We start from the raw sequence: 26,825 nt of genomic DNA, 5'->3' as shown, positions 1-26,825 counted from the left end.
CTCAGACCTTTTCCTGCGTGTATTTTCGGAGTTCGGTGCGCGCCACTTGCCGGCGGTGCACGGCGTCCGGCCCGTCGGCAAGGCGCAGGGTTCTGAGATGCGTCCACGAGCGGGCCAGCGGCGTGTCCTGGCTGATGCCTTGGGCGCCGAACATCTGCACGGCTTCATCGGTGACCTTGAGCGCGACACGCGGCGCGACGACCTTGATCTGGCTGATCCAGGGGGCCGCGGCGCGGGCATCGCCCTGGTCGATCATCCATGCCGCCTTGAGGCAGAGCAGCCGTGCCATCTCGATCTCCATGCGGCATTCGGCGATGATGTCGAAATTGGCGCCGAGTTTCGCCAAGGGCTGGCCGAACGCCTCGCGACGGACGGATCGCTGGCACAGCATCTCCAGCGCCATCTCGGCCTGGCCGATGGCGCGCATGCAATGGTGGATGCGGCCGGGGCCGAGCCTGCCTTGCGCGATCTCGAACCCCCTTCCCTCGCCGAGGACCAGGTTCGAAGCCGGCACGCTGACATTGTCGAAGCGAAGATGCATGTGGCCATGCGGCGCGTCGTCATCGCCATAGACCTGCATCGGCCGAAGCTTGGACACCCCCTTGGTGTCGGACGGCACCAGGATCATCGAATGCCGCCGATGCTGTGGCTCCCTTTCGCCGCCGGTCCGGGCCATGACGATATAGATGGCGCAGCGCGGATCGCCGGCGCCTGACGCCCACCATTTCTCGCCGTTCAGCACGTAGTCGCCGCCTTGGCGCTCGCAGCGCATGGCGATGTTGGTGGCATCGGAGGAGGCGACATCCGGCTCGGTCATCAGATAGGCCGAGCGGATCTTGCCCTCGAGCAGCGGCTCCAGCCACGCCTTCTTGTGGTCCTCCGAGCCGTAGCGCTCCAGCACCTCCATATTGCCGGTATCGGGCGCCGAGCAGTTGAAGGTCTCGGCGCCGAGATGCGCCTTGCCCATCTCCTCGGCCAGATAGGCGTATTCGACCGTCGACAGCCCATAGCCGCGCTCGGAGCCGGTCAGCCAGAAATTCCACAGGCAGCGCTCCTTGGCCTTATTCTTCAACCCTTCGAGGATCTCGGTCTGCCGCGCGGTGTGGACCCAGCGGTCGCCGCTTTTACCGACCTCGCTCAGAAATTCATGATCGAGCGGCATGATCTCGTCGCGCACCATCGCGGCGACGCGGGCGTGGATCGGCTTCAGCCGCTCGGTCATACCGAGATTCATATCGCTCATCGGTCGCTAACCCTTCATCCAGGCCGGGCATTTTGTCAGTGGCAAGGATCACCGTACTTCGGATAGCCTTGTCAACGCGAACTGTTTTGCCCGCGCGCCAGGCAAAGCGTGGAGGATTGCGATGAGCTATCTCGACGAGCTGTTCTCAGTCACCGGGAAGACCGCGCTGGTGACCGGAGCCGCAACCGGCATCGGCCGCATGGTTGCAACCGCCCTGGTTCAGGCCGGCGCCACCGTGATGATCGCCTCGCGCAAGGGCGAGGATTGCATCAAGGTCGCGGCCGAGTTGAACGGGCTCGGCGCCTCCGGCCGCGCCGAAGGTTTTGCCGGCGATGTCTCGACCGAGGCCGGCATTGCAGCACTTGTCGCCGAGGTCAGGACGCGCACCGAACGGCTGCACATCCTCGTCAACAATGCCGGCATATCCTGGGGCGCCTCGCTGGAGGATTTTCCCTATCATGGCTGGGCCAAGGTGCTGGCCGTCAACGTCACCGCCGTTTTCCACCTGACGCGCGAATTGCTGCCGCTGCTGGAAGCCGCGGCCAGCGAAGCCGACCCGGCCCGCGTTATCAATCTGGGCTCGGTGATGGGTACCCAGCCGCTGGCCGACGACGCCTATTCCTACACCGCGTCCAAGGGCGCCGTTCACCATCTGACGCGTACGCTGGCGATCGAGCTTGCGGCGCGGCGCATCACCGTCAACGCCTTCGCCCCCGGCCCCTTCCAGAGCCGCATGACCGCCTTTGCCACCGGCACCGAGGAAAAGGCCAAACATGTCGGCAGCCATGTCCCCATCGGCCGTATCGGCGTGGCGGATGACATTGGCGGCGCAACACTCTATTTGTGCAGCCGTGCCGGTTCCTATGTCACCGGCGCCATCCTGCCGATCGACGGCGGGCAATCGGTGCAGCATGGGCTGACACTGTTCAAGGAATGAGCCGCGGCCAAATGAGCCGCGGCCAGCGGCAAGTGGAGGACACCGCAGTGGAACCGATCAGTCTCGATGTGCTTTTGGCCAGCGTCGGCAAGGAAGTCGGCGTTTCCCCTTGGCGCGTGGTCACCCAGACCATGATCGACCAGTTCGCCGACGCCACCGACGACCACCAGTTCATCCATTGCGATCCCGAGCGCGCCGCGCGCGAGACGCCGTTCGGCGGTACCATCGCGCATGGTTTCCTGTCTTTGTCGCTGCTCTCGGCGATGACCTTCGAGACCATGCCGCCGCTGGAGAAGGGCAAGATGGGCGTCAATCACGGTTTCGATTCGCTGCGTTTCCTGGCGCCGGTGAAGACCGGCTCGCGCATCCGCACCCGTTTCGTGCTGGCCGACGTCAAGGTCCGGCCGTCCGGTTGGGTGCAGACGGCGCATGACGTGACCATCGAGATCGAAGGCTCGAAGAAGCCGGCGCTGACCGCGCGCTGGCTGACACTGACACTGATCGAGCGTGAGCCGGAGACCGCATGAGCGGTGACGCCAACGCGATCGATCAGGCAGCGCTAGCGCCCTATCTGGAGGCTCACATCCCGGGTTTTGCCGGACTTTCCGCAATTGAAAAATTCAAATCCGGCCAGTCGAACCCGACCTATCTGCTGACCGCTGCCAGTGGCCGCTATGTCCTGCGCGCGAAGCCGCCGGGCCAGTTGCTGAAATCGGCGCACCAGGTCGACCGCGAATTCACGGTGATGAAGGCGCTCGCCGGTACCGACGTACCGGTGCCCAGGATGCTGCATCTGTCTGGCGAGGACTCGCCGATCGGCCGCATGTTCTACGTCATGGAGTTTCTCGATGGCCGCATCTTCTGGGATCCGGCAGTACCGGAATCCAGCGGCAACGATGAACGCGCCGCGATCTACGATGCCATGAACGCCACGCTGGCGGCGCTGCACGATGTCGATGTCGAGGCGGTCGGACTCGGCGATTTCGGCAGACCCGGCAATTACTTCGAACGCCAGCTGGGCCGCTGGACCAGCCAGTACCGCGCCTCGGAGACCGGCACGGTCGCCGACATGGACCGGCTGGTTGCCTGGTTGGAGGCGCACATGCCCGCCGATGACGGTCGGATATCCCTCGTGCATGGCGACTACCGGCTGGACAACATAATCTTTGCGACCGGCGAACCGAAAGTGCTGGCACTGCTCGACTGGGAACTGTCGACTCTCGGCCACCCCTTCGCCGACATCGCCTATCAATGCATGCAATGGCGCCTGCCGCACGCCTCGGGCTTTCGCGGCCTTGGCGGCGTCGACCGCGCCGCCCTTGGCCTGCCTTCCGAGGAAGCGTACATTGCCGCCTATTGCCGGCGACGCGGTCTCGCCGGCATCGACAATTGGGGCTTCTTCCTCGCCTTCTCATTCTTCCGTTTGGCGGCCATCTGCCAGGGTGTCTACAAACGGGCGCTCGACGGCAACGCCTCCAATCCCGAAAAGGCAAGGACTTATGGCGAGGCAGTGAAGCTGCTGTCGCATCTTGCCGGAAAACTGATCGACCGAACCTGAACCGACAGTGAGATATAATGGCGAGGCATAATGGGCCGTTTTGACGGAGCGACCGTGCTGATCACCGGTGCCGCCGGCGGCCTCGGCCGCGGTGCTGCCAAAGGCTTTGCCGCTGAAGGCGCCCGCCTGGTGCTTTCCGACATCGACGAAAAGGCGCTGGCCGATCTTGCCGGTTCGTTGCAGGCCGAGACGGCCATCCTCGCCGGCAATATAGCGGACGAAAAACTGTCCGAGGATCTGGTGAAACTGGCGGCGGACAAATTCGGCCGCCTGGATGTCGCCATCAACAATGCCGGCATCGTCCAGAGTTTCGTGCGCCTGCCGCAAGTGGCCTCCGACGAGGCGCGCCGCGTGCTGGAGATCGACCTGCTCGGCGTCTTCTACGCCATGAAGCACCAGATTCCGCAGATGGACCGGCAGTTCAAGGCTACGGCCAAGGGCGGCGTCATCGTCAACATCGCCTCGGTTGCTGGGCTGGCCGGCGCGCCGAAACTGTCGGTCTATGCCGCCGCCAAGCATGGCGTCGTCGGGCTGACCAAATCGGCGGCCGCCGAATACGCCACCAAGGGCATACGCATCAACGCCGTCTGTCCGGCGCATACGCGCACCGCCATGGTCGACAGCTTCGTGCGCATCTCCGGCGCGCCGGAAGCCGAGGCGCTCGCCGAACTGACACGCGGCGTGCCGATGAAGCGGGTGGCCGAAGTCGACGAGGTCGTGACCGCCATCCTGTTTGCCGCTGACCCCTCGAACTCCTTCATGACCGGCCATACGCTGGCCGTGGATGGCGGCGTCGGCGCGATTTGATAGGCCCGATTTGGCAACCCCAGATTTTTGGTAACCCCAGATTTGGTAACCATTGCCGGTGGGGAACCTGCGGCGCCCTTGTTCGTTTCCGTACAGCGTATATGATTAGCCAACACCCACCACATGAAGGCCGACTCACGTGCCGCTGAGCGTCCAGAAACGCCGCGAAAAACAAAAGGCCGAACTGCGTTCCGAGTTGCTCGACGCAGCCCACAAGCTCGTCAAGGAAGAGGGCTATGAAGGCCTGACCATCCGCAAGCTGGCCAACCGGGTCGGCTATGCCCCGATGTCGGTTTATTCCTACTTCGCCGACAAGCAGGACATCCTGTTTGCGCTGGCCGAGGATGCGTTCGAAACGCTTGCCCGCAACATCGAGGCGCATCCCTCCGACGACCCGATCGAGGCGCTGAAGGCAGTGATGACCGAGTATGCCGCCTTCGGGCTCGGCAACCCCAACGAATACCGCACCGTCTTCATGACTGAAAAGACCAAGCTGCCGGAGGGCAGAAGCTATGAGGACATGGAAGACGGCAACCCGGCGATGAAAGCGCTGATCTCGAGGGTCGAGGCCTGCGTCGCCGCCGGCAAACTGCACGGCGATGCGCGCGCCATCGCCACCATGCTGTGGGCAGTCGGCCACGGCACCATCTCGTTGCTGATCACCTTTCCGTTCTACCCCTTTGGCGATCCGCAGGCTTTCGTGAGGCGGATGTGCGATTCCACCCTCGCCTCGCTCACCACGCAGGACGTGCCGCCGCTGACCGAGACCCCGGTCAACTGTTGATTCCCAAGGCTTTTCAATAGTCTGATGCCGTGATTGACGGCCCGGCGAAGCGGCTTACCTGTGTCAGCACGCCGCAATTTTCGGGGTTCAAAAAAATTTATCGTACGCGTACGTTTTTCTGACTTGAAAACCCGGCTCCTCGGACGTATCTGTACATTATATCGTACATGTACGAAAACAAATTGACCGATGGAGACTGACATGAACAAGACCCTTCTCGCCCTCGCCACCGTGCTGGCGCTCTCCGGCTCGGCCTTCGCCGCCAACGGCAACCATCCGGTCAAGCAGGCCCCCGCTGCCACCTGCGTCGACACCAAGACCAATGCCAAGCTCGATTGCGGCGTGACCGGCTCGGTCGAAAAGTCGGACGTCAAAGCCAAGGGCCCGCGCCTCGGCATCGAGATCAACCCGTGGATCGTGCCGAGCACGTTCTAAGTTGATCGCGCGCTCGACCACCGAACAGCACAACGTCTAAGGGCGGCAGGATAATCCCGGCCGCCCATTTTTCCCTCGGTGCGAACCAGGGGGTAATTGAACAATTAATTCTTGCGCGTCTTTCGTCCCGGCACGATCTTGGCCTTGCCTGGCCTCGCCGGCGCACCGGGGATGGCGGTCGCGGTGATCGACACCGGATCGCTGGCTGGGAACGTGTCCTCGAGGCCTTCCTCGAGTTCCTCTTCGGCACTCACCTCGTGATGCTGCTCACGTTCGAGCGAGCGCACGGCGGACGTCTTGCCAGCTGACTTCGGCAGCGCTTTCGACGGCATCGTATGTTCTCCCTGATGAGGGAAGCAGAACGGCTTGACGCGGCAAACGTTCCTACGCCGCCGCGTCGCCGGCTGCCTCCGACAGGAAAGTAAAGACATAGTCGGAGAAGGAACGCCAGCACTCGACCCGGAAGGCGTCGGCAGCCGTGCGCAACAGCAGGATTTCGCATTTGCCGAGAATGGTGCGCGATGCCGCACCCACAGGAAAAGCTTCCAGCGACAGGTCCTGCGGACAGCCGGCATTGATCGCCGCAGCGGCCGCCGCGCCGGTGACGGCGAAGGCGACGTTGCGGTGCGAAATGCCGACCGCCGAATGCAGCGCGGATACCTTGGCGCAGTCGACGAGTGGGTCTTTCCCAGCCTCGTCGATAAGAAGCCATTCGTCCGGCCCGAGCCACAGTGCCGTACGACCGGCCTTGGTCGCCGAGGTCTTCGGGCTCTTCGGCAAGGTCAGTCCGAGCGCCTTCGACAGCGCGGCGACGGAAGTCTCCGGTGCGCGCAGCGACATACGCTCCGCCGGCGGCAGCACCTCGACCTTGACGTTCTTCGCCGACACGTTGCGCCCCGCCTGCGCCGGACGGCGCTCGGCCGAAGGTGCGGGTGCGTTGGTTTTCGCAGCAGCCTTAGCCATTGAGGCGCCCTCCCGTCTCGTCGAAGAACACCATGCCGGTAACCTCCACTTCGATCACCCCGTCCGGCATCGGCACATAGAGCGTCTCGCCCATCCGGTCGCGCCCGCCGGCGACCAGTGCCAGCGCAATCGAGCGGCCGCAATTTTCCGACCAGTAGCTCGACGTGACATGGCCGATCATCTTCATCGGGATCGCCTGCTTGGGATCCGCGACGATCTGCGCGCCTTCCTCAAGCACCACTTTGGGGTCCTTGGTCTTCAGGCCGACCAGCTGCTTGCGGCCCTTGGCGACAAGGTCGGGCCGTGTCAGGCCACGGATGCCGACGAAGTCGGTCTTCTTCTTGCCGACCGCCCAGTCGAGCCCGGCATCGTTCGGCGTCACAGTGCCGTCGGTGTCCTGGCCAACGATGATGTAGCCCTTTTCGGCGCGCAGCACGTGCATGGCCTCGGTGCCATAGGCGGCAGCACCATGCTTCTGGCCTTCGGCCCACAGCGCTTCCCACACGGCCTGGCCGTAATCGGTCGGCACGTTGACTTCGAAGCCGCGCTCGCCGGTGAACGACATGCGAAACAGCCTTGTCGGCGCGCCGCAGATCTTACCTTCGCGCACCGACATATGCGGCAGCGCCTCATCCGACATGTCGATGCCTTCAACCAGCGGCACGATGATGTCGCGCGACTTGGGGCCCTGCACCGCAATCACCGCCCACTGCTCGGTGATCGAGGTCAGCCAGACATTGAGATGCGGGAACTCGGTCTGGAGATAATCCTCCATGTGGTTCATCACGCGCGGCGCGCCGCCCGTCGTCGTCGTCACATGGAAGCGGTCCGGCGCCAGTCGGCCGACGACGCCGTCATCGTAGATGAAACCGTCTTCGCGCAGCATGATGCCGTATCGGCAGCGGCCCGGCTCCAGCTTCTCCCACGGATTGGTGTACAGCAGCTCCATGAACCTGGCCGCATCCGGCCCGACCACTTCGATCTTGCCCAGCGTCGAGGCATCGAACAGGCCGGCATTGGTGCGAACCGCGACGCATTCACGGTCGACCGCCGCGTGCATGTCCTCGCCGCCCTTGGGGAAATACCAGGCGCGCTTCCACTGCCCGACATCCTCGAACACCGCACCTTGCGCCTCGGCCCAGGGATGGATCGCAGTCTTTCGTGTCGGATCGAACAACGGCCCGCGTGCATGGCTGACGATCGCGCCGAAGGTCACCGGCGTATAAGGCGCGCGGAACGTGGTCAGCCCGACTTCGGGGATCGGCTTGTCCAGCGTCTCGGCGGCAATGGCCAGGCCGTGCATGTTGGAGGTCTTGCCCTGGTCGGTCGCCATGCCATTGGTGGTGAAGCGCTTGACGTGCTCGATCGAGCGCATGCCTTCATGCACCGCCTGGCGGATGTCCTTGGCGGTGACGTCGTTCTGGAAATCGACGAACGCCTTGACTGTCTTGTCCGGTCCGGCGCCTGGTGCCGCACCCAGCATACCGCGCGACCAGCTTTCAGAGGCGTCGACCTTCGGCTTGGCGCCCTTGGCCGTCTTGGCTCCCGTGTCCTTGACGCCGGCATCTTTCGCTGCCTTGGCGCCGGCTGCATAGGCTTCGTCGATCGTCGCCGACAGGCCGTCGGTGCCGTTGCAGGCGCCGACCGAGACGCAGTCCTGCGCATAGCTGCCCGGCACGAAGCGCTTGGTCTCGTCGTTGAAGGCGACTTTGCCGCGCGATTGTGAGAACAGATGCACCGAAGGCGTCCAGCCGGCCGACATCAGGATTGCATCGACCGGGATGGTGCGCTCGCCGCCACCATTCTTTGGCTGCACGGTCATTGAGGTCACGCGCAATTTGCCGCCGGCGCGGATCACCGCGCGGCCGAAATTGATTTCGATGCCGAGCGCCCGCGCCTCGTCGATCACTGGTCCGGTCGGATGGTCGCGCAGATCGACGATCGCCGCCACATTGACACCGGCCTTCTTCAGGTCGATCGCTGCCGCATAAGCCGAGTCATTGGCGGTGTAGACGCCGACATTCTTGCCGACGGCGACGCCGTAGTGGTTGAGATAGACGCGCGCCGCGGAGGCCAGCATGATGCCGGGCCGGTCATTGTCGGCAAACACCATGTGGCGTTCGATGGACCCAGTCGCCAGCACCACGCGCTTGGCGCGGACCTGCCACAGCCGTTCGCGCGGCAGATCGTGGCCCGGGTTTTGCCGATGGTCGCTGACACGCTCGACAAGCGCGACGAAATTTTGCGCGTAATACCCAAAGGCAGTGGTGCGCGAGAGCACACGGACATTGTCCATGCCCTTGAGTTTCGCTATCGCCGCTTGCGCCCAGGCATAGCCGTCCTGACCGTCGATCCTGGCCCCGGTCTCGAAGCGCAGGCTGCCGCCGAAATCGGCCTGCTCGTCGGCGAGGATCACGCTGGCACCGGTTTCGGCGGCGGCAAGGGCGGCCGCAATGCCGGCGGCGCCGCCGCCCAGCACCAGCACGTCGCAATGCGCATAGCGCGACGAATAATGGTCGGGGTCGGGCTTGTCCGGAGAAATGCCAAGACCGGCCGCGGCACGGATCTTCGGCTCGTATAGGCTCTTCCACGCCGCCTTCGGCCACATAAAGGTCTTGTAGTAAAAGCCGGCGGAAAATAGCGGCGACGCCAGGTCATTGACGGCGCCGACGTCGAAGGCCAGCGACGGCCAGCGGTTCTGAGAACTGGCATCGAGCCCGTCATAGAGCTCCTGCACGGTGGCGCGGATGTTCGGCGCCTTGCGCGCCGCGTCGCGCCTGACCTCGACCAGCGCATTGGGTTCTTCCGCGCCGGCCGACAGGAAGCCCCGCGGCCGGTGGTACTTGAACGAACGGCCGACCAGATGGACGCCATTGGCCAGCAGCGCCGAGGCCAGCGTATCGCCCTCGATGCCGGCATAGGACTGGCCGTCGAAGCTGAAGCGCGCGGTTTTCGCCTGGCTGAGGCGGCCGGCGCCCGGGATACGGAACGCGCCGCTCATTTGGCCACTCCCGGCAGCTTCGAAGGTTTCGGCTCACCGGCCTTGTAGGTCATGACGAACTTGTCGCTGACGGTGTCGCGCACCGCATTGAAGAAGCGCGCGCAGCCATGGATGTGCCGCCAGCGCTCATAAATCACGCCCTTGGGATTCGAGCGGATGAAGAAGAACTTTTCGAAATCGTCGTCGCTCTCGCCCGCCATGTTGGCCGACCGCGCGATGTGTGCCTCGCCGGCGTTGCGGAACTCGAGTTCCGGACGCTCTTCCTCGCAATAGGGGCAGCGGATGAGAAGCATTTTCTTGTTCCCTAAAATTCGCTGTGGCCAAGTGGCGTTAAGGCCATCATCAGTGCGCCACCGCCGCCGCCGCTGCCTCATCAATGAGGCGGCCGGTGCGGAAGCGCTCGATGGTGAAGGGCGCGTTGATCGGATGCGGATCGTCCCTGGCGATCGTGTGCGCAAAGACATGGCCCGATCCGGGCGTTGCCTTGAAGCCGCCCGTGCCCCAGCCGCAATTGACGTAGAGGCCGGGCACCGGCGTCTTGGCCAGGATCGGCGAACGGTCGGGCGTGACGTCGACAATGCCGCCCCACGAGCGCAGCATCTTCATGCGCGTGAAGATAGGGAACATCTCGCAGATGGCATCGAGCGTGTGCTGCAAAATGTGCAGGCCGCCGGTCTGCGAATAGGAGACATACTGGTCGGTGCCGGCGCCGATCACCAGCTCGCCCTTGTCGGACTGCGAGATATAGGCGTGCACGGTGTTCGACATCACCACGCACGGCACCACCGGCTTGACCGGCTCCGACACCAGCGCCTGCAGCGGATAGCTTTCCAGCGGCATGCGCACGCCGGCCATGTTCATGATGACCGAGGAATGGCCCGCAGCGACCACGCCGACCTTCTTGGCGCCGATGAAGCCGCGTGTCGTGTCGACGCCCATGACCGCACCATTGGCCGCCCGCTTGACGCCCGTGACCTCGCAATTCTGGATGATGTGGACCCCGCGCGCCGAGGCGCCGCGCGCATAGCCCCAGGCGACCGCGTCGTGGCGCGCCGTGCCACCGCGCCGCTGCAACGCGGCACCAACGACCGGATAGCGCGCCTCCCTGGAAATGTTGAGCGGCGGACAGAATTCCTTCGCCTGCTCCGGCGTCAGCCACTCATTGTCGATGCCGTTCAGCCTGTTGGCGTGGACATGGCGCTTCAGCACCTGGATGTCGTGCACATTATGCGCCAGCATCATGACGCCGCGCGCCGAATACATGACGTTGTAGTTGAGCTCCTGGGAGAGCCCGTCCCACAGCTTCAGCGCATGGTCGTAAATGCCGGCGCTCTCGTCATAGAGATAGTTGGAGCGGATGATGGTGGTGTTGCGCCCCGTATTGCCGCCGCCGAGCCAGCCCTTTTCCAGCACCGCGACATTGGTGATGCCGTGCACGGTGGCGAGATAGTAGGCGGTGGCCAGGCCATGGCCACCGGCGCCGACGATGATGACGTCATATTCCTTCTTCGGCTCTGGCGAGGACCATTGTTCCTCCCAGCCCTTGTGGCCGCGCATGGCCTCGCGGGCGATGGCGAATACCGAATATTTTTTCAACGTTCCAGCCTCGCAAATGGCGGCAGGGTGTTCACTCAGCCCCGGCGCGCGAGGTGTATCACTAGCGAAACGGCGCTTCCACCCTTGCGCTGTTTGCGACGGCGCTTGCCGTTTTGCGCCGTGGCGAAAAAGACCTGTCCCGGCTGGCAGCCGTGGCTGCGTTCGGCCACATTGGCGATCGCGAGATTCTGGAGGACGGATATGGGCAAAGCCTGGTGGAATCTGACGTTGCGCTTCCTGCTGGAACTTGCGGCTTTGCTTGGCCTCGGCATGGGGGGCTGGAGCCTCTCCGGTGGATGGTTGCGCTGGACCTTCGCCGTCGGGCTCCCGCTCATTGCGGCCGTGCTATGGGGGACTTTCGCGGTACCTAACGACCCGAGCCGGTCGGGCCGCGCGCCGGTGCCTGTGCCGGGCGCTCTCAGGTTGGTACTGGAACTGGTCATTCTGTTCGGCGGCGGAGCCGGATTCCATCTGGCCGGCTACACCACCATAAGCATCGTCGTCGTTGCGCTCATCGTCATCAGCTACGCCTTTTCGCTTGACCGTCTGGGATGGCTGCTGAAGCAGTAGTTCCGGTCGCCTTTGCACGTATCGGGTGGCTCGCGCTGCTTCGATTTGCGACCAAGCATCCGATCGCTGGCAAAGCCGGCGCGAAGCAAAGGATGCAGATAATGTTCGCACTCGCCAACAAGGTCGCCATCGTCACCGGCGCCAGTTCCGGCATCGGCCGCGCCACGGCAAAGCTTTTTGCCGAGGAAGGCGCCAAGGTCGTTGTCGCGGCCCGCCGCCAGGCCGAGCTTGACGCGCTGGTCGCTGAGATCGAGGAGGCCGACGGCAGCGCAGTCGTGCTGGCCGGCGACGTCACCGACGAGGCTTATGCAAAAGCCCTTGTCGAGCTGGCCGTCGAGAAATTCGGCGGGCTCGATATCGCCTTCAACAATGTCGGCGCCGTCGGCACGATGGGTCCGATTTCAGAATTGTCGCTCGAGGGTTGGCGCGAGACGCTCGACGCCAATCTGACCAGTGCCTTTCTCGGCGCGAAATACCAGGTGCCGGCTATGGTCGAGCACGGTGGCGGATCGCTGATATTCACCTCTACCTTCGTCGGCAACACCGTCGGCATGCCGGGCATGACCAGCTATGCCGCGAGCAAGGCCGGGCTGATCGGCCTGACGCAGGTACTGGCCGCTGAATATGGGCCCAAAGGCGTGCGGGTCAACGCGCTGATGCCAGGCGGCACCGACACGCCGTCGGCAACATTCAAGACGCCGGAATCGCGTAGTTTCGTCGAAAACCTGCATGCCTTGAAGCGCGTCGCAGAGCCTGAAGAGATCGCGCGCGCGGCGCTCTTCCTGGCGTCGGACGCGTCGAGCTTCACCACCGGATCGGCGCTGTTTGCCGATGGCGGCATCTCGATCACCCGGACGTGAAGCATTTCGCGGTCATTGCCCGCATCGATCAGCCATAGAGCGCGAAACCGGACTTGCTTTTTCCAAGCGATTTGGCGATTCGGTTTGGAGAGAGGACTTCGAGGACGGACATGCTGCTGATCAGGACCTATGTCGCCCAGAGCGCAATCGAAGGCGTCGGCGTGTTCGCTGCCGAGCCGATCAGGAAGGGCGCCTCGATCTGGCGGCTCGATCCGGATTTTGACCGGCTGATCCCGATGGACAAATACGAGGCGGCACCGCCGCATCTCAGGGAATTGCTCGACCGCTACGCCTATCCGAGCCCGGACCGCCCCGGGTTCATGGTCTATGAGGTCGACAATGGCCGCTTCATGAATCACGCCGAACGGCCGAACACGGATTTTTCGCAATATGGCGGCGCCACCGCCACCCGCGATATATCAGCCGGCGAGGAAATCACCTGCGACTACGGCGAATTCTTCGAGGATTTCGCCCGGCTTCATCTGGCCAGCGCCTAATTGGCGCCCTATCTCGGGGCGACCAGGGGAAATTGGCGGTTGTCCTTCATTTCGAGTGTGGACAGCGCGGCCTGATTCTGCTATCAGCCGCCACAATTCGTGGTGTAAATCGCCGCGGAGGCATGTGGCTATGGCCGCTTGCCTGTTGATATCAAACCCGAAAGACAGGATTGCCCGTGCAGGTACTCGTCCGCGACAACAACGTTGATCAGGCGCTTCGCGCTCTCAAGAAGAAGATGCAGCGCGAAGGCATTTTCCGCGAAATGAAGATGCGCGGCCATTACGAGAAGCCTTCCGAGAAGCGCGCCCGTGAAAAGGCCGAAGCCGTTCGCCGCGCCCGCAAGCTGGCCCGCAAGCGCGCCCAGCGCGAAGGCCTGCTGCCGATGACGCCGCGCCCGGTCGCTGCCGGCGCCGCCGGTGGTCCTGGTGGTGCTCCGCGCCCGCCGCGGTTCTGACGCCAATTTTTCGTCCTTTTCGAAGGATACCTTGAGGTGGCGCGATGCGGAATCGCCGCCACCTTTTTGTTTAGAGCGCCGCCTTTTTGTTGGAGGGCGTTCCCTTGAACGCGCAAACGACGCTCTAGATTTTGTTACGGCAATCTGTGACCCGGCCCGGAGGGGGACTGGACTGAGCGACGCGGCTGAAGTGAGGACAGGGCAGACATGAACGCAATCAGCGTAGAGCGCAGAACCACAATGCGCGGTTTCGCCCTGACGGCAGCCCTGATCTCCGGCCTGGTGCTTGCCGGCTGCCAGAGCGTCCCGACCGGCGAGTTCAACAACATCGACAAGGCGCAAGGCTCGACCGAGAACATCTCCTCGCTGTCGGCGGTCATCCAACGCAATCCGCAGGATCCGGAAGGCTACAATGTGCGCGGCTCGGCCTATGGCCGCGGCGGCCAGTACCAGGCGGCGCTGAAGGATTTCGACACCGCCATCCAGCTCAACCCGAATTTCTACCAGGCCTATTCGAACCGGGCGCTGATCCAGCGCTTCCTCGGCAACCAGGCCGCCGCCCTCGCTGACTACAATCGCTCGATCCAGATCAATGGCAATTATGACGCCGCCTATATCGGCCGCGGCAACCTTTATCGCAAGGCCGGCCAGACGCAGCAGGCCTTCAACGATTTCCAGAAGGCGATCCAGCTCGACACGACCGATGCCCGCGCCTACCACAATCGCGGCCTGATCTATCAGAGCCAGGGCCAGCACAAGTTTGCCATCGAGGACTTCTCGACCGCCATCTCGCTGGCGCCGGATGCCGCCGAACCCTATAACGGCCGCGGCCTGTCCTATCTCGCCATGAACGACGAGGACAACGCTTTCTCCGACTTCAACATGGCCATCAAGCTCGACGGCAAGAACGCCGAGGCCTGGTCCAATCAGGCGCTGATCTACGAGCGCCGCGGCGACAAGGTCAAAGCGTCGAAAGCCTATCGCGAAGCCGTCCATCTCGACCCGACCTACCAGCCGGCCAAGGACGGCCTGTCGCGCACGTCAGGCGCCACCGCCGGCTGATAACCCAGCCGGTTCGGAACGTTTTATCCGACAGTGTTCACTTCCCTGTGCAGGTCGCCGCAAGGCGAGCCGTGCAGCAGCAAAGGCCCACTGGACAAGGCCTGGTCGGCGCTTGGGCGCCTGTGGCGCCACTGAGCTCTGGCCGACACGCCATCACCCAATCTTAACCACCGAGGACAAAGCGTTAACCCTTGCCTTGATCGCGCCAAGTTTTCAGCGGAACGCTCCGGGCCATTCAACCGTTGTTGAAGGCAATTTCTGAAAGGACTGACCCATGATCAAGAAAATCATCTGTGCTGCGGCACTCGCCGCCACCGCCCTTGCCACGCCCGTCAACGCCGGCACGCTTCGGCTGGGCACGCTCGATTGCACCATAGATGGCGGCGTCGGCTACGTTGTCACTTCGAACAAGGGCGTCGCCTGCACATTCCGCCCCTATCATCATGGGCCGGCCGAGCAGTACACGGGGATGATCTCCAAGCTGGGCGTGGATGTCGGCCAGACCCATCAGGGCCAGCTGGTGTGGGCGGTTCTGGCCGCCACCCGCGGCCATGACGAGGGCGATCTTGCCGGCCATTATTACGGCGTCAATGCCGAGGCCAGCGTCGTGACCGGCGGCGGCGCCAACCTGCTGGTCGGCGGGCTGGACGGCGCCTTTGTGCTCGAGCCGCTCAGCGTGCAGGCACAGACCGGCGTCAACGTGGCGGTCGCCGTGACCTCGCTGGAGCTGATCCACTCGTTCAAGTAAGCATCGGCAAATAAGCATCGACTGATCCCTCTACGTGCGGCGCGGAACAGGATACTGTTTCGCGCCGCATGCTTTTTTGGGGGGAACCGCCGTGCTCAAGACGATCATTGCCGCCGCCATCGTCGCCATTGCCTGGACGGGGCAGGCCCGGGCGCAGGATCAGGGCATCGAACTCGGCGTGCTCGAATGCGCCATCGGCGGCGGCACCGGCTTCATCTTCGGCTCCAGCAAGGATCTGAGCTGCACCTTCACGCCGGCCGACAAAAGCTTTTCGCCGGAAGCCTATTTCGGCGCCATCAACAAATACGGGCTCGATATCGGCACCACCAAGCAGACGGTCATGCAATGGCTGGTGCTGACGCCGCTGAAGAACATCTATGCGCCGGGTGCACTGGCCGGCGACTATGTCGGCGCCAGCGCCGAAGTGACGGCGGCGGTCGGCGCCGGCGCCAATCTCCTGGTCGGCGGCTCCTCGCAGGCCTTCACGCTGCAGCCGCTCAGCCTGCAGACGCAGACGGGCGTCAACATCGCCATCGGCGTCGGCCAGTTCCAGCTGCGCAGCACCGAGAATTGAGCAGCAGAAGGAGCCACCCGCCGCTTCGTGGCATCTCGACAAAAAACCCGCTTGAACTCAACTGCACTTGAGGTTCTAGAAGCCTGCCCTGACTGAGACAACGCGCATGGCCCCGCCGGAAATCCCCACTGGCTTCTGGTGCCATGCGCCGGCACCGCTATATGCAAAGGCAGGGTAAAAAGAATGACTGAAATCACCGGCAACAAAGTCGACTGGCAGGCATTGTGGGCAAGCGGCGACCTCGCGCGCTTCTGCTTCATAAGCCTCGGCATCCTGCTGCACGCCACCAACGAAACGATGGTGGCGACGGTGATGCCGGCCATGGTCGGCGATATCGCCGGCGTGCAGTTCGTCGGATGGTCGCTGGCGGTCTATGAGCTCGGCGCCATCGTCGCCGGCGCTGCCGCAGGCCGCCTGGTCAGCTATGTCGCGCTCCGCTCCAACGTCACGGTCGCCGCTCTGCTCTATGCCGCGGGCGCGCTGGTCTGCGCCACCGCGCCATCCATGCCGGTGTTTCTTGCCGGCCGGCTGGTCGAGGGACTGGGCGGCGGCGCGCTGGTGTCGCTGGCCTTCGTCTCTGTCGAACGGCTGTTCGACCGCAACATCTGGCCGCAGCTGTTCGGCATCATGTCGGCGATCTGGGGCGTTGCCGCCTTCAGCGGCCCGATGCTCGGCGCGATCATGGTCGAGCTGTTGTCCTGGCGCTGGGCCTTCGGCGTCTTCGTACTGGGCGGCATTGCCATGGCGCTGGCGAGCTTTATCTTCCTGAACACGCCGGAAGCGACGAAACCGCAAGCCGCTGCCGGCACCTCGCCGCCCTTCCCCTATGCCGCGCTTGGCTGTCTCGCCACCGCCGTCATTTTGATCGCCACCGCCGGCGTCGATGTCGCCTTGCTGCGCTCGTCGCTGCTGCTCGTGCTCGGCCTCGCCGGCCTGGCGCTGTTCGTCTTCGTCGACGCCATGAAGCCGCGCTCGCGGCTGTTTCCCTCGCAGCTGTTTTCGTGGCGCTCGCCGGTCGGTAGCGGCATGACCGTGGTCGCCGCCTTTTCGGTGGCGACGGTCTCCTTCTCGATCTACGGGCCGCTGCTTCTGACCACGCTGCACGGCATCCCGATCCTGACCACCGGCTACATCATCGCCGCCGAATCGATCGCCTGGTCGATCCTGTCGATTGTCGTCGCCAACGCGCCGCTGGAGCGTGAGCGGCAGATCATCGTCATCGGCGCGCTGATGATTGCATCTGGCCTCGCCGGTTTCGCCTGGTCGATCCCGTCGGGGTCGATCCCCCTGATCCTGGTCTGCGCCCTGCTGCAAGGCGGCGGGTTCGGCGTCACCTGGCCGTTCCTGACGCGGATCATCGTCGCCTCGGCCCGCGAGGGCGAGCAGACGATTGCCTCGGCCGCAGTGCCGACCATGCAGCGTATCGGCTACGCCGTGGGCGCCGCCGTCGCCGGCATCATCGCCAATGCCAGCGGCTTCTCCGCGGGGCTCAACCGCGATGCCGCGGCCAGCGTCGCCGGCTGGCTGTTCCTCGCCTTCGTGCCGCTCGGCATTGTCGGCTGCCTGGCGGCGCTGAGGATTTGGGGCGCGACGGATCGGCTGCGGGAAGCGACCAACTAGATGTTGGAACTCGACTGCGGATTGGCTAGTTTGCGGACGATCCCGGAGCGACGCCAAGGATGAGCCGATGTCCGCCGTACGGTACTTTGTCCGTGATGTTCAGGAAGCAATCGATTTTTATAAAGATATCCTGGAGTTCGAACTGATAGCGCAATATGGGCCGGCAATGGCCATCGTCAGGCATGGTCCATTGACGCTCTGGCTTGCCGGTCCCCGTTCGTCGGCCGCGCAGCCCACCGCCGAGGGCGAGACACCTTCGGCCGGGGGCTGGAACAGAATAGTCCTGGTCACCGAGGATTTGAAATCCCGCCTGCCCGGCATCGAAGCTGCCGGTTGCAAGATCAGAGTCCCGCTGAGGACCGGCCCTGGCGGTTCGCAACTCGTTATTCTGGATCCCTCCGGAAACTGCATCGAACTCTTCGAGGAAGGCTGAGCCGCGACGATCAGACCACGACGGTCTTCAGCCGCTCGGCGATGAGCGCGGCGAGCCGTGCCGCCACCTCGTCTTTAGTCATTTCAGGCCATTCCTCGACACCGGTTTTCGAAACGATCCGCACCTTGTTGCGGTCGCCGCCCATCACACCCGAAGGGCCGACGCCGCTTTCATGCGAGACGTCGTTGGCGACGATGAGATCGGCGCCCTTCTTCTTCAGCTTGGCCTCGGCATTGGCAATCAAATCCTGCGTCTCGGCGGCGAAGCCGACGACCAGCCCCGGCCGTTGCTTGTGATGGCCGACGCCGGCGAGAATATCGGGGTTTTCGACCATCTGCAGCGCCGGCGGCCCCTCGCCGGCCACCTTCTTGATCTTCTCGCCAGCGGCGCCGGCGGTGCGCCAGTCCGCGACCGCCGCGACGAAGATCGCGGCGTCCGCCGGCAAAAGCTGTTCGACCGCGTCTTTCATCTCAGCCGCCGTTTCGACATGCACCGTGGCGACGCCGGCTGGATCGGCAATGCTGACCGGTCCGGAGACCAGCTGGACATCGGCGCCAAGCCTCGCCAGCGCCGCCGCAATCGCATGGCCTTGCTTGCCCGACGAGCGGTTGGCGATGTAGCGCACCGGGTCGATCGGCTCATGCGTCGGCCCTGAGGTGACGATGATCCTGCGGCCGGAGAGCGGCTTCGGCTTGGTGTCCAGCAGTGCCTCGATCGCCGCGACGATCTCCAGCGGCTCGGCCATGCGGCCTTCGCCCGCCTCGTTGCTTTCCGCCATCTCGCCCTTGGCCGGGCCGACAAAGGCGATGCCGTCCTTGCCGAGCGTCGCCCGGTTGCGGCGGGTCGCGGCATGCGACCACATTTTCGGATTCATCGCCGGCGCCATCAGCACCTTCTTGTCGGTGGCCAGAAGCACGGTCGAGGCGAGGTCGTTGGCATGGCCGTTGGCGAGCTTGGCCATCAGGTCGGCCGTAGCGGGCGCCACCACCAGAAGGTCGGCCTCGCGCGACAGTCTGATATGGCCGACATCGTGCTCGTCCTTGCGGTCGAACAGTTCGGTGAAGACATGATCGGCCGACAGCGCCCCGACCGACAGCGTGGTGACGAACTCCTGCGCCGCCGATGTCATCACCACGCGCACCGCCGCACCGCGCTCGCGCAGCCGACGGATCAGGTCGAGTGCCTTGTAGGCGGCAATGCCACCACCGATGATCAGCAGGATGCGCTTGCCGGAAAGGCCGCCCCGCGCCGCGACCTTGCTGGCCGCAGCAGCAGTCGGCGCTATCGGGCTGCGTGCGTTCGCCAGTTCGCGCAGCGTCTGTTCGATCTGGTCGATGCGGCCGGAAGGGCCAAGCTGGCCCTCGACCGCTTCACGGATCATCACCCGCGCCTGCTCTTCCATCGAGCGGTCATTCTCCGCCGCAAGCCGGCGCAACAGGTCCTTGACCTCATCGTCAAGGTTTCGAATGGTGATGCTGGCCATATGATTGCACTCCGAGCGACCGACGCGCTTGCAACGATAGCAATGCAATCATTTCGGGGCAAGCTGTTCCGCCTAGGCGCTAGAAAATCCGCCAAGCGATATAGACCAGCGTCAGCGCGATCACCCACAGCGCCAGCCTTCCGGAGCGCGTGTAACGCGCTTCGGCCTTGCCGATGGCGCGCGATGTCGCCTCGTCGAAGCGCAGGCCGTGCTCGGCCATCAGGTCGATCTCGCGTGACAGCCGCTCGGTACGGGCGGCAAGGTCTGGCGCCTGGCGGGCGAGCGCCAGCATCGCCTTGGCGCCGTCGCGCGCGTCGGCGAGCAGGCCGCTAGGCCCCAGATTGCCCGCAATCCAGCCGCCCACCACCGGCTCGGCCGTCTTCCACATGTTGAAGGCCGGGTCGAGCGTGCGCGCGACGCCTTCAACCACCACCATGGTCTTCTGCAGCAGGATCAGTTCCGGCCGCGTCGCCATGTCGAAAAGTTCGGTGACCTCAAACAGCAACGTCAAAAGCTTGGCCATCGAGATGGTCTCGGCCGGCTGGCCATGGATCGGCTCGCCGATGGCGCGGATCGCCTGGGCGAAGGCTGCGACATTGTGCTGGCGCGGCACATAGCCGGCCTCGAAATGCACCTCGGCGACACGCAGATAGTCGCGGGTGATGAAGCCGTAGAGGATTTCGGCGAGGAACCGGCGCTCCTTCTTGCCGAGCCGCCCGGCAATGCCCAGATCGACGGCGACGATATCGCCATTGGCCTCGACGAACAGATTGCCCGGATGCATGTCGGCATGGAAGAAGCCGTCGCGCAGCGTGTGGCGCAGAAACGACTGGATCAGATTGGTGGCGATCGCCTTGAGATCGTGGCCCGCCGCCGCGAGGCCGGCCAGGTCGTTCATCTTGATGCCGTCGACCCATTCCATGGTCAGCACGTCGCGGCCGGTGCGCTCCCAGTCGACCGACGGCACGCGGAAGCCTGGATCGTCCTTGGTGTTCTCGCCAAGCTCCGAAAGCGCTGCCGCCTCTAGTCTGAGATCCATCTCGACTTTGGTGGTCTGCGCTAGCGTCTCCGTCACCTCGACCGGCCGCAGCCGGCGCGATGACGGGATGTATTTCTCCTGCAGGCGGGCGGCGAGAAAATAGCTTTCTAGATCCTGGAAGAAGCGGCGGCGCACGCCCGGCCGGATCACCTTCACCGCCACCGTGGTGGCCGTGCCATCGTGGATGGCTACTGCGGGGTGAACCTGGGCGATGGAGGCCGCTGCGACCGGATCGCCGAACTCGGTGTAGAGCTCGCCGATCTTGCGCCCGAGCGAGCCCTCGATCGCCGCCACGGCCTCAGCCTGCGGGAAGGTGTGCATCTTGTCCTGCAGCATGGCAAGGTCGAGCGCCATGTCGTTGCCGACGACGTCGGGCCGCGTCGCCAGGAACTGGCCGAGCTTGACATAGGAGGGCCCGAGCCGGACCACAGCCTTGGCCAGCCGGTCGCTGCGTTGATAGGCGAGCGCGCGGCGGCGGGTGAACAGCCTGGCCATGCGCCAGCCGAATTTCGGCAGGCCGGCGAGTTCGTCGCCCGGAAGTGCCGCGATCACGCCTTCACGGACCAGCACCCAGCCGGCCCGTACGAGCCGAAAGGCGGCGCCGACGCTGCTCATGACCCGACCCGCTGCAAAGCGTCTTGCTTCAAGCTTGCCTGCCTCAAAGCTTCCAGCCCGAATGCAGGGCGGCAATGCCGCCGGAATAGTTGCGGAAGGAGGCGCGATCGAAGCCTGCGCGGGTGATCATGGCAGCAAAGTTCGCCTGGTTGGGAAATTTGCGGATCGATTCGACCAGATAGGAATAGGGCTCGCCGTCGCCGGTCACCATCTTGCCGATCTGCGGAATGGCATTGAACGACCAGGCCTCGTAGACCTTGTCGAGCAGCGGCATCTCGACCTCGGAAAATTCCAGGCACAAAAAGCGGCCACCGGGCTTCAGCACGCGGAAGGCCTCGGTCAGCGCCACATCGATGCGCGGCACGTTGCGGATGCCGAAGGCGATGGTGTAGGCGTCGAATGTGCCGTCGGCGAAAGGCAATTCTTCCGCATTGGCCTCGACGAAATCGGTATTGCCGGACAGGCCCTTTTTCTCGGCCCGGTCGCGGCCGACACTCAGCATCGAGCCGTTGATATCGAGCACCGTGGCATGTGCGTTGCCATGGCTGGCGTCGACGATGCGGAAGGCGATGTCGCCGGTGCCACCGGCCACGTCGAGCACTTTCCAGCCCGGACGTTTCGGTGGGTTGAGCCATGTCACCATGGCATCCTTCCACAGCCGGTGCAGTCCGGCCGACATCAGGTCGTTCATCAGGTCGTAGCGGCTCGCCACCTTGTGGAAAACGTCGTTGACCAAGGGCTGCTTGTCGCCTGGCCCTACGCTCCTGAAACCATAGGAGGTTTCCATGCCGCCCGCGGCCGTGGTTCTCTCAACTGACATTATTTTCATCCGTCATAAAACCGGCGGGACCATAGCCGATCGATGGTGCGGGCGCTATTGTTTAAGGCGCGGTGTTCAGCCGCGCTTCCAGGTGGCGGGTTTTCAAGACCTGGACTGACCGACGGGATGTTTGAATGCCTTTGAAAGCAGAACTGCACTGCCACATTGAAGGGGCAGCGGCGCCAGAGCTCGTCATCCGCCAGGCGCAGAAATACGGCAAGGACGCCTCGCTCTATATCCAGAACGGTTCCTTCGTCTGGCACGACTTTACCTCTTTCCTCGCGGCTTACGATTTTTCCGCCGACCTGTTCCGCACAGAGGAGGATTATGCCCGCCTCGCCGACCATTATCTGACCAGCCTTGCCCGCGACGGCGCCATCTATTCCGAAGTCTTCACCTCGCCGGACCATGCCGTCAGGGCCGGGCTGTCGCCCAAGGCCTATACCGACGCGCTCGGCGAAGGCATGCTGCGCGCCAAGGCCAAGACCGGCATTGAGGGCCGCATGATCGTCACCGGCGTGCGTCATGTCGGCGTCGAATCGATCGAAAAGGCGGCCCGCTTTGCGGCGCGCTGCGGCAATCCTCTGGTCACCGGCTTCGGCGTCGCCGGCGACGAGCGCATGGGCGAGATGGAGGATTATGTCAGGGCTTTCGAGATCGCCCGGGAAGCCGGCCTCGGCATCACCATCCATGCCGGCGAACTGACCGGCTGGGAGACCGTGCAGGCCGCCCTCGACCACATCCGCCCCTCGCGCATCGGCCATGGCGTGCGCGCCATCGAAAACCCCGACCTTGTCAGGCGCATCGCCGACGAAGGCGTGGTGCTGGAATGCTGCCCCGGCTCCAACATCGCGCTCAAAGTCTACGACAGTTTCGCCGACCACCCCCTCCCCGCGCTGCAGGCAGCCGGCTGCAAGGTGACGCTCAACTCCGACGATCCGCCCTATTTCTGGACCTCGCTGAAGCGCGAATACGACGTTGCCGCCGAACATTTCGCCATGAACGAAAAGGCACTGACCGCCGTCACGCGAACGGCGATCGAGGCGGCTTTCGTCGACAGGAAGACGAAGAGCGCATTGCTGGCACGGCTCGATGCGAAGAAGTGAATGGTGAATGGTGAATGGTCGGGGGCTGGACGTGCCCCTCAAGCATCGCCGTTGGACAACTCGCAAAAGACTCGCAAACCGGCTTACCATTCACTATTCACTATTCACCATTCACCACCCAGCTCGGAGCAACCCATGCAGGGCGTCACCGTCGTCGACCACCCGCTTGTCCAGCACAAGCTGACCATCATGCGCAAGAAGGAGACGTCGACTGCCGGCTTCCGGCGGCTGCTGCGCGAGATCTCGCTGCTGCTCGGCTACGAGGTCACCCGCAACCTCGAACTGACGACGACCACCATCGAGACGCCGATCGAGACCATGGAGGCACCGACGCTGGAGGGCAAGAAGCTGGTCTTCGCCTCGGTGCTGCGCGCCGGCAACGGCCTGCTCGAAGGCCTGCTCGACCTGGTGCCGGCGGCGCGCGTCGCCCATATCGGCCTCTACCGCGACCACGAAACGCTGGAGGCGGTGGAATATTTCTTCAAGGCCCCGAGCGATCTCGCCGACCGGCTGGTGATCGTCGTCGACCCGATGCTGGCCACCGCCAATTCGGCCATCGCGGCCATCGACAAGCTGAAAGGGCGCGGCGCCACCAACATCCGCTTCCTCTGCCTGCTGGCGGCGCCCGAAGGCATCGAGCGCTTCACCAAGGCGCATCCGGATGTCCCGGTCTTCACCGCCTCCATCGACCGCCAGCTCAACGAGAAGGGCTACATCATGCCCGGCCTCGGCGACGCCGGCGACCGCATGTACGGGACCAAATGACGACGGCTGGCAAAGCCAGCTGACATTCCGTCGTTTACCAACCGTTTACGCAAAGCCGCGGTTTCGGGCCGACATTAAAGCGGCAAACACCATGGACGCGCGAGAATGGGCCTTCACGAAGGTCCATTCATGCTGCGCAAGCTTCTCATTCTGGGCGTTTTCGCCGGAACATCGGCGTCAATCCCGATCGTCTACCAGCAGAACCCGCAGATCCTCGACGGCCTGCTGAAGTCGACCGTCGCCAGCAAGCCGGCCGCCGAACCGCAGCCCGAGCTGAACCTCGTCTCGGTTCCCGACAAACCGGCCGCACCCCTGCCCACCGGCCGCAAGGTCACGGTGGCGGCTGACGAGCGCGGCCATTTCACCTCGGCCTTCAAGCTCAACGGGCGCCAGGTCGACGGCATGATCGACACCGGCGCCACTTTGGTCGCCATCAACGCCTCGACGGCGCGCCGCATCGGCATCTCGCTCAGCCCGTCGGATTTCAGCCATCAGGTCAACACCGCCAACGGCGCGATCAGGGCCGCCGTGGTCAACATCGATCGCCTGCAGATCGGCAAGATCAGCATCGATAACATCCAGGCCGTCGTCCTCGACGACAGGGCGCTTCGCACCAACCTGATCGGAATGAGCTTTTTGCAGCGGCTGGCAAAATACCAGGTCGAAAACGGCACCTTGCTGCTCGTGCAGTAGCGCGTCGCGGCTACCCGCGCGCCAGCACCCGCCGGATGACGGTCTTGTCGGCGGCCGGCTTTGAACCCCCAACTGTATAGGCCGAGAGTATGGCAGCCGCGGCCGCTTCGGCCTCCGCTTCCGTCCGGGCATGGACCAGCGCCAGCGGCTCGCCCGCCCGCACCTCGGCGCCGAGCGGCAGCAGCCTGGTGATGCCGACCGCATGATCGATCCTGTCGTCCGGCCGCGTCCGCCCGCCACCGAGCCCTACCACGGCAAGGCCGATATCGCGTGTCGCAATGCCGGTGACAAAACCATTGCCGTTCGCCTTGACGGGAAACTCCACTGCCGCCTTGGGCAGGTATTTCTCTGGCTTCTCGACGAAATCGGCGGGACCGCCAAGGGCTGCGACCATGCGGCCGAAGGCGGCCGCCGCGCGGCCACCGGCCAGCGTCTCGGTCGCGCGCCTGAGACCGTCCTGCTGCGACGATACCAACCCCGCCGATTGCAGCATCTCGGCGGCCAGCGCCAGCGTCACGTCCTCCAGCCGCTTGTCGCGGAAACGTCCGGTGAGGAAGTCGACGGCGTTGCGCACCTCGACCGCGTTGCCGGCTGCCGACGCCAACGGCTCGTTCATGCCGGTGACCAGCGCCGAGGCCTTCAGGCCGGCGCCATTGGCGACCTCGACCAGGCTGTTGGCCAGTGCGGTCGCGTCGCGCGACTTCTCCATGAAGGCGCCATTGCCGACCTTGACGTCGAGCACCAGCGACTGCAGGCCTGCCGCCAGCTTCTTCGACAGGATCGAGGCGGTGATCAGCGGCACCGATTCCACCGTTCCGGTGACGTCGCGGATCGCGTAGAGGCGGCGGTCGGCGGGCGCGAGATCGGCGGTCTGGCCAATGATGGCGCAGCCGGTCTCGAGCACGGTCTTGCGGAAGCGCGCGATGTCCGGCTGGCTGACATAGCCCGGGATGGCGTCCATCTTGTCCAGCGTGCCGCCGGTGTGGCCGAGACCACGGCCGGAGATCATCGGCACATAGGCGCCGCAGGCGGCGACGATCGGCGCCAGCATCAGCGAGACATTGTCGCCGACACCGCCGGTCGAATGCTTGTCGGTGACCGGACCCGGCAGGTCCGACCAATCGAGCACGTCGCCGGAATCGCGCATCGCCAGCGTCAGCGCCACCGCCTCATCGCGGCTCATGCCGTTGAAGAACACCGCCATGGCAAAGGCGCCGACCTGGCCGTCCGAGACGCTGCCCGAGGTCACGCCGGCAACGAAGGTCGCAATCTCCTCACCCAACAGTTTCTGGCCGTCGCGCTTGCGGCGGATGATTTCCTGCGGAAGCATCAGGCGCCGTCGCCCTTCGGCTCCGGCAACCCGTCCTGGAACACATGCGCAAGGATCGTCGCCAGCCGCGCGCCGCCGATCGGCGCCATGTCCTTGGTCTCCTGGTGCGACAGCTCCGCCCCGGTCATACCGGCGGCAAGGTTGGTGATCACCGAGCAGGCGGCAACGCGAACCCCAAGAAAACGGGCAAGGATGACCTCCGGCACGGTCGACATGCCCACCGCATTGGCGCCCATGATGCGCGCCATGCGGATCTCGGCCGGCGTCTCGAAGCACGGGCCGGAAAACCACATGTAGACGCCCTGATGCAGCTTGGTTCCCGTAGCTTTTGCGGCGCGTTCGATGGCCGCGCGCAGACCGGCATCATAGGCTTCGGTCAGGCCGACGAAGCGGCGATCGCTCGGCTCGCCGATCAGCGGGTTGGAGCCGGAGAAATTGATGTGGTCGGTGATCAGCATTACCGATCCCGGCGGCATGTCGGGATCGACCGAACCGGCAGCATTGGTGAGGATCAGCTTGGTGATGCCGATGCCGGCAAGCACTTCCAGCGCCGGCCGCATCGCCGCGGCAACGCCGTGCTCGTAATAGTGGGCGCGGCCCGACAGCATCAGCACCGGCGTGCCGGCAAACAGCCCCGCCACCACCTCGCCGGCATGGCCGGTAACCCCGCTTCTGGGGAAACCCGGCAAGTCCGCATAGGAAACGCGCACGGCATTTTCGACCTGGTCGACAAGCCCGCCAAGGCCCGACCCCAGCACCATGGCGGTGGTGGGCGCCAACCCGTCCAGCTTCTCGACAAGATGGTCCAGAGCTTCTTTCATGTCAGCCAAT

29 protein-coding genes are annotated in these 26,825 nt (G+C 64.3%); 18 read left to right on the top strand and 11 right to left on the bottom strand.

Features of this window, described 5'->3' with window-relative positions:
* Window position 1: 1 nt before the first annotated feature.
* Window positions 2-1,243: an acyl-CoA dehydrogenase family protein gene (locus ACWTU9_RS07980; protein WP_455857830.1), complete on the bottom strand. Its 1,242-nt coding sequence runs from the start codon at window positions 1,241-1,243 to the stop codon at window positions 2-4.
* A gap of 121 nt (window positions 1,244-1,364) precedes the next feature.
* On the opposite strand from ACWTU9_RS07980, the gene ACWTU9_RS07975 reads away from it, so the two are divergent.
* From ACWTU9_RS07975 to ACWTU9_RS07950, 6 genes are all read left to right on the top strand, one after another.
* A complete protein-coding gene (locus ACWTU9_RS07975) occupies window positions 1,365-2,180 on the top strand; it encodes an SDR family oxidoreductase (RefSeq protein WP_455857829.1) in 816 nt (271 codons plus the stop codon).
* Window positions 2,181-2,191: 11 nt separating this feature from the next.
* Entirely contained in the window at window positions 2,192-2,707 is a 516-nt protein-coding gene (locus tag ACWTU9_RS07970; RefSeq protein WP_454574451.1) for a MaoC family dehydratase, read from the top strand.
* Window positions 2,704-3,738, top strand: a complete 1,035-nt coding sequence (locus ACWTU9_RS07965; protein WP_455857828.1) for a phosphotransferase — start codon at window positions 2,704-2,706, stop codon at window positions 3,736-3,738. The genes ACWTU9_RS07970 and ACWTU9_RS07965 overlap by 4 nt, the downstream gene beginning before the upstream one ends.
* A 30-nt stretch (window positions 3,739-3,768) precedes the next feature.
* Entirely contained in the window at window positions 3,769-4,545 is a 777-nt protein-coding gene (locus ACWTU9_RS07960; RefSeq protein ID WP_455857827.1) for an SDR family NAD(P)-dependent oxidoreductase, read from the top strand.
* Window positions 4,546-4,684: 139 nt separating this feature from the next.
* Window positions 4,685-5,329, top strand: a complete 645-nt coding sequence (locus ACWTU9_RS07955; RefSeq protein ID WP_455857826.1) for a TetR/AcrR family transcriptional regulator — start codon at window positions 4,685-4,687, stop codon at window positions 5,327-5,329.
* A 201-nt stretch (window positions 5,330-5,530) separates the two neighbouring features.
* Window positions 5,531-5,764, top strand: a complete 234-nt coding sequence (locus ACWTU9_RS07950; protein WP_455857825.1) for a DUF680 domain-containing protein — start codon at window positions 5,531-5,533, stop codon at window positions 5,762-5,764.
* A gap of 104 nt (window positions 5,765-5,868) precedes the next feature.
* Here ACWTU9_RS07950 and ACWTU9_RS07945 read toward each other — a convergent pair whose 3' ends face one another.
* Genes ACWTU9_RS07945 through ACWTU9_RS07925 form a run of 5 tightly spaced genes read right to left on the bottom strand, consistent with a single transcriptional unit; the run spans window position 5,869 to window position 11,324 of the window.
* Window positions 5,869-6,096, bottom strand: coding sequence for a hypothetical protein (locus ACWTU9_RS07945; RefSeq protein ID WP_455857824.1), 228 nt, complete (start codon window positions 6,094-6,096; stop codon window positions 5,869-5,871).
* A 52-nt stretch (window positions 6,097-6,148) separates the two neighbouring features.
* On the bottom strand, window positions 6,149-6,727 hold the full coding sequence (locus tag ACWTU9_RS07940) for a sarcosine oxidase subunit gamma (protein WP_455857823.1): 579 nt from the start codon (window positions 6,725-6,727) through the stop codon (window positions 6,149-6,151).
* Window positions 6,720-9,728: a sarcosine oxidase subunit alpha gene (locus ACWTU9_RS07935; protein ID WP_455857822.1), complete on the bottom strand. Its 3,009-nt coding sequence runs from the start codon at window positions 9,726-9,728 to the stop codon at window positions 6,720-6,722. The genes ACWTU9_RS07940 and ACWTU9_RS07935 overlap by 8 nt, the downstream gene beginning before the upstream one ends.
* Window positions 9,725-10,021, bottom strand: coding sequence for a sarcosine oxidase subunit delta (locus ACWTU9_RS07930; RefSeq protein ID WP_455857821.1), 297 nt, complete (start codon window positions 10,019-10,021; stop codon window positions 9,725-9,727). Before ACWTU9_RS07930 ends, ACWTU9_RS07935 begins: the two co-directional genes overlap by 4 nt.
* Before the next feature lie 49 nt (window positions 10,022-10,070).
* Window positions 10,071-11,324, bottom strand: a complete 1,254-nt coding sequence (locus ACWTU9_RS07925; RefSeq protein ID WP_455857820.1) for a sarcosine oxidase subunit beta — start codon at window positions 11,322-11,324, stop codon at window positions 10,071-10,073.
* 201 nt (window positions 11,325-11,525) lie between these two features.
* Here ACWTU9_RS07925 and ACWTU9_RS07920 point away from each other — a divergent pair, with 201 nt between their 5' ends.
* The 9 genes from ACWTU9_RS07920 to ACWTU9_RS07880 all read left to right on the top strand — a co-directional run bounded on the left by ACWTU9_RS07920 (window position 11,526) and on the right by ACWTU9_RS07880 (window position 18,143).
* Complete coding sequence (locus ACWTU9_RS07920) at window positions 11,526-11,894, top strand: YrdB family protein (RefSeq protein WP_455857819.1); 369 nt, start codon at window positions 11,526-11,528, stop codon at window positions 11,892-11,894.
* Between the two features lie 101 nt (window positions 11,895-11,995).
* Entirely contained in the window at window positions 11,996-12,754 is a 759-nt protein-coding gene (locus ACWTU9_RS07915; protein ID WP_455857818.1) for an SDR family oxidoreductase, read from the top strand.
* A gap of 110 nt (window positions 12,755-12,864) precedes the next feature.
* Entirely contained in the window at window positions 12,865-13,251 is a 387-nt protein-coding gene (locus ACWTU9_RS07910; protein ID WP_454585887.1) for an SET domain-containing protein, read from the top strand.
* A 176-nt stretch (window positions 13,252-13,427) separates the two neighbouring features.
* Entirely contained in the window at window positions 13,428-13,706 is a 279-nt protein-coding gene (gene rpsU / locus ACWTU9_RS07905) for a 30S ribosomal protein S21 (RefSeq protein WP_023671138.1), read from the top strand.
* A 207-nt stretch (window positions 13,707-13,913) separates the two neighbouring features.
* A complete protein-coding gene (locus ACWTU9_RS07900) occupies window positions 13,914-14,768 on the top strand; it encodes a tetratricopeptide repeat protein (RefSeq protein ID WP_455857817.1) in 855 nt (284 codons plus the stop codon).
* A gap of 274 nt (window positions 14,769-15,042) precedes the next feature.
* On the top strand, window positions 15,043-15,516 hold the full coding sequence (locus ACWTU9_RS07895) for a DUF992 domain-containing protein (RefSeq protein WP_454585889.1): 474 nt from the start codon (window positions 15,043-15,045) through the stop codon (window positions 15,514-15,516).
* A 91-nt stretch (window positions 15,517-15,607) separates the two neighbouring features.
* Window positions 15,608-16,090, top strand: a complete 483-nt coding sequence (locus tag ACWTU9_RS07890; protein WP_455857816.1) for a DUF992 domain-containing protein — start codon at window positions 15,608-15,610, stop codon at window positions 16,088-16,090.
* Window positions 16,091-16,273: 183 nt separating this feature from the next.
* Complete coding sequence (locus ACWTU9_RS07885; protein WP_455857815.1) at window positions 16,274-17,710, top strand: MFS transporter; 1,437 nt, start codon at window positions 16,274-16,276, stop codon at window positions 17,708-17,710.
* Window positions 17,711-17,777: 67 nt separating this feature from the next.
* A complete protein-coding gene (locus ACWTU9_RS07880; RefSeq protein ID WP_454585892.1) occupies window positions 17,778-18,143 on the top strand; it encodes a VOC family protein in 366 nt (121 codons plus the stop codon).
* Between the two features lie 10 nt (window positions 18,144-18,153).
* Here the strand turns inward: ACWTU9_RS07880 and coaBC are convergent, their stop codons facing one another.
* The 3 genes from coaBC to ubiE form a co-directional block, all read right to left on the bottom strand.
* Window positions 18,154-19,626 carry a bifunctional phosphopantothenoylcysteine decarboxylase/phosphopantothenate--cysteine ligase CoaBC gene (coaBC, locus tag ACWTU9_RS07875; protein ID WP_455857814.1) on the bottom strand — a complete coding sequence of 491 codons (1,473 nt, stop codon included), beginning with the start codon at window positions 19,624-19,626 and terminating at the stop codon, window positions 18,154-18,156.
* A 79-nt stretch (window positions 19,627-19,705) separates the two neighbouring features.
* Complete coding sequence (gene ubiB / locus ACWTU9_RS07870) at window positions 19,706-21,280, bottom strand: 2-polyprenylphenol 6-hydroxylase (protein WP_455857813.1); 1,575 nt, start codon at window positions 21,278-21,280, stop codon at window positions 19,706-19,708.
* 43 nt (window positions 21,281-21,323) lie between these two features.
* Window positions 21,324-22,100: a bifunctional demethylmenaquinone methyltransferase/2-methoxy-6-polyprenyl-1,4-benzoquinol methylase UbiE gene (gene ubiE, locus ACWTU9_RS07865; RefSeq protein WP_455857812.1), complete on the bottom strand. Its 777-nt coding sequence runs from the start codon at window positions 22,098-22,100 to the stop codon at window positions 21,324-21,326.
* Window positions 22,101-22,234: 134 nt separating this feature from the next.
* On the opposite strand from ubiE, the gene ACWTU9_RS07860 reads away from it, so the two are divergent.
* From ACWTU9_RS07860 to ACWTU9_RS07850, 3 genes are all read left to right on the top strand, one after another.
* Window positions 22,235-23,206: an adenosine deaminase gene (locus ACWTU9_RS07860; protein ID WP_455857811.1), complete on the top strand. Its 972-nt coding sequence runs from the start codon at window positions 22,235-22,237 to the stop codon at window positions 23,204-23,206.
* A gap of 135 nt (window positions 23,207-23,341) precedes the next feature.
* Window positions 23,342-23,971, top strand: a complete 630-nt coding sequence (gene upp, locus ACWTU9_RS07855) for a uracil phosphoribosyltransferase (RefSeq protein WP_095084682.1) — start codon at window positions 23,342-23,344, stop codon at window positions 23,969-23,971.
* A 129-nt stretch (window positions 23,972-24,100) separates the two neighbouring features.
* Window positions 24,101-24,664 carry a TIGR02281 family clan AA aspartic protease gene (locus ACWTU9_RS07850; RefSeq protein WP_455857940.1) on the top strand — a complete coding sequence of 188 codons (564 nt, stop codon included), beginning with the start codon at window positions 24,101-24,103 and terminating at the stop codon, window positions 24,662-24,664.
* 10 nt (window positions 24,665-24,674) lie between these two features.
* On the opposite strand, the gene deoA is transcribed toward ACWTU9_RS07850, so the two are convergent.
* Both deoA and ACWTU9_RS07840 read right to left on the bottom strand, forming a co-directional pair.
* The gene (gene deoA, locus ACWTU9_RS07845; protein WP_455857810.1) at window positions 24,675-25,994 is read right to left on the bottom strand and encodes a thymidine phosphorylase; all 1,320 of its coding nucleotides are present in this window, start codon (window positions 25,992-25,994) and stop codon (window positions 24,675-24,677) included.
* Entirely contained in the window at window positions 25,994-26,815 is an 822-nt protein-coding gene (locus ACWTU9_RS07840) for a purine-nucleoside phosphorylase (protein ID WP_455857809.1), read from the bottom strand. The genes deoA and ACWTU9_RS07840 overlap by 1 nt, the downstream gene beginning before the upstream one ends.
* Window positions 26,816-26,825: the final 10 nt, after the last annotated feature.

The sequence above is a fragment of the Mesorhizobium sp. 128a genome (genome assembly GCF_053848025.1).
Note: the sequence above shows the minus strand (reverse complement) of the source record. Positions and strands in the feature narration are given on the sequence as shown.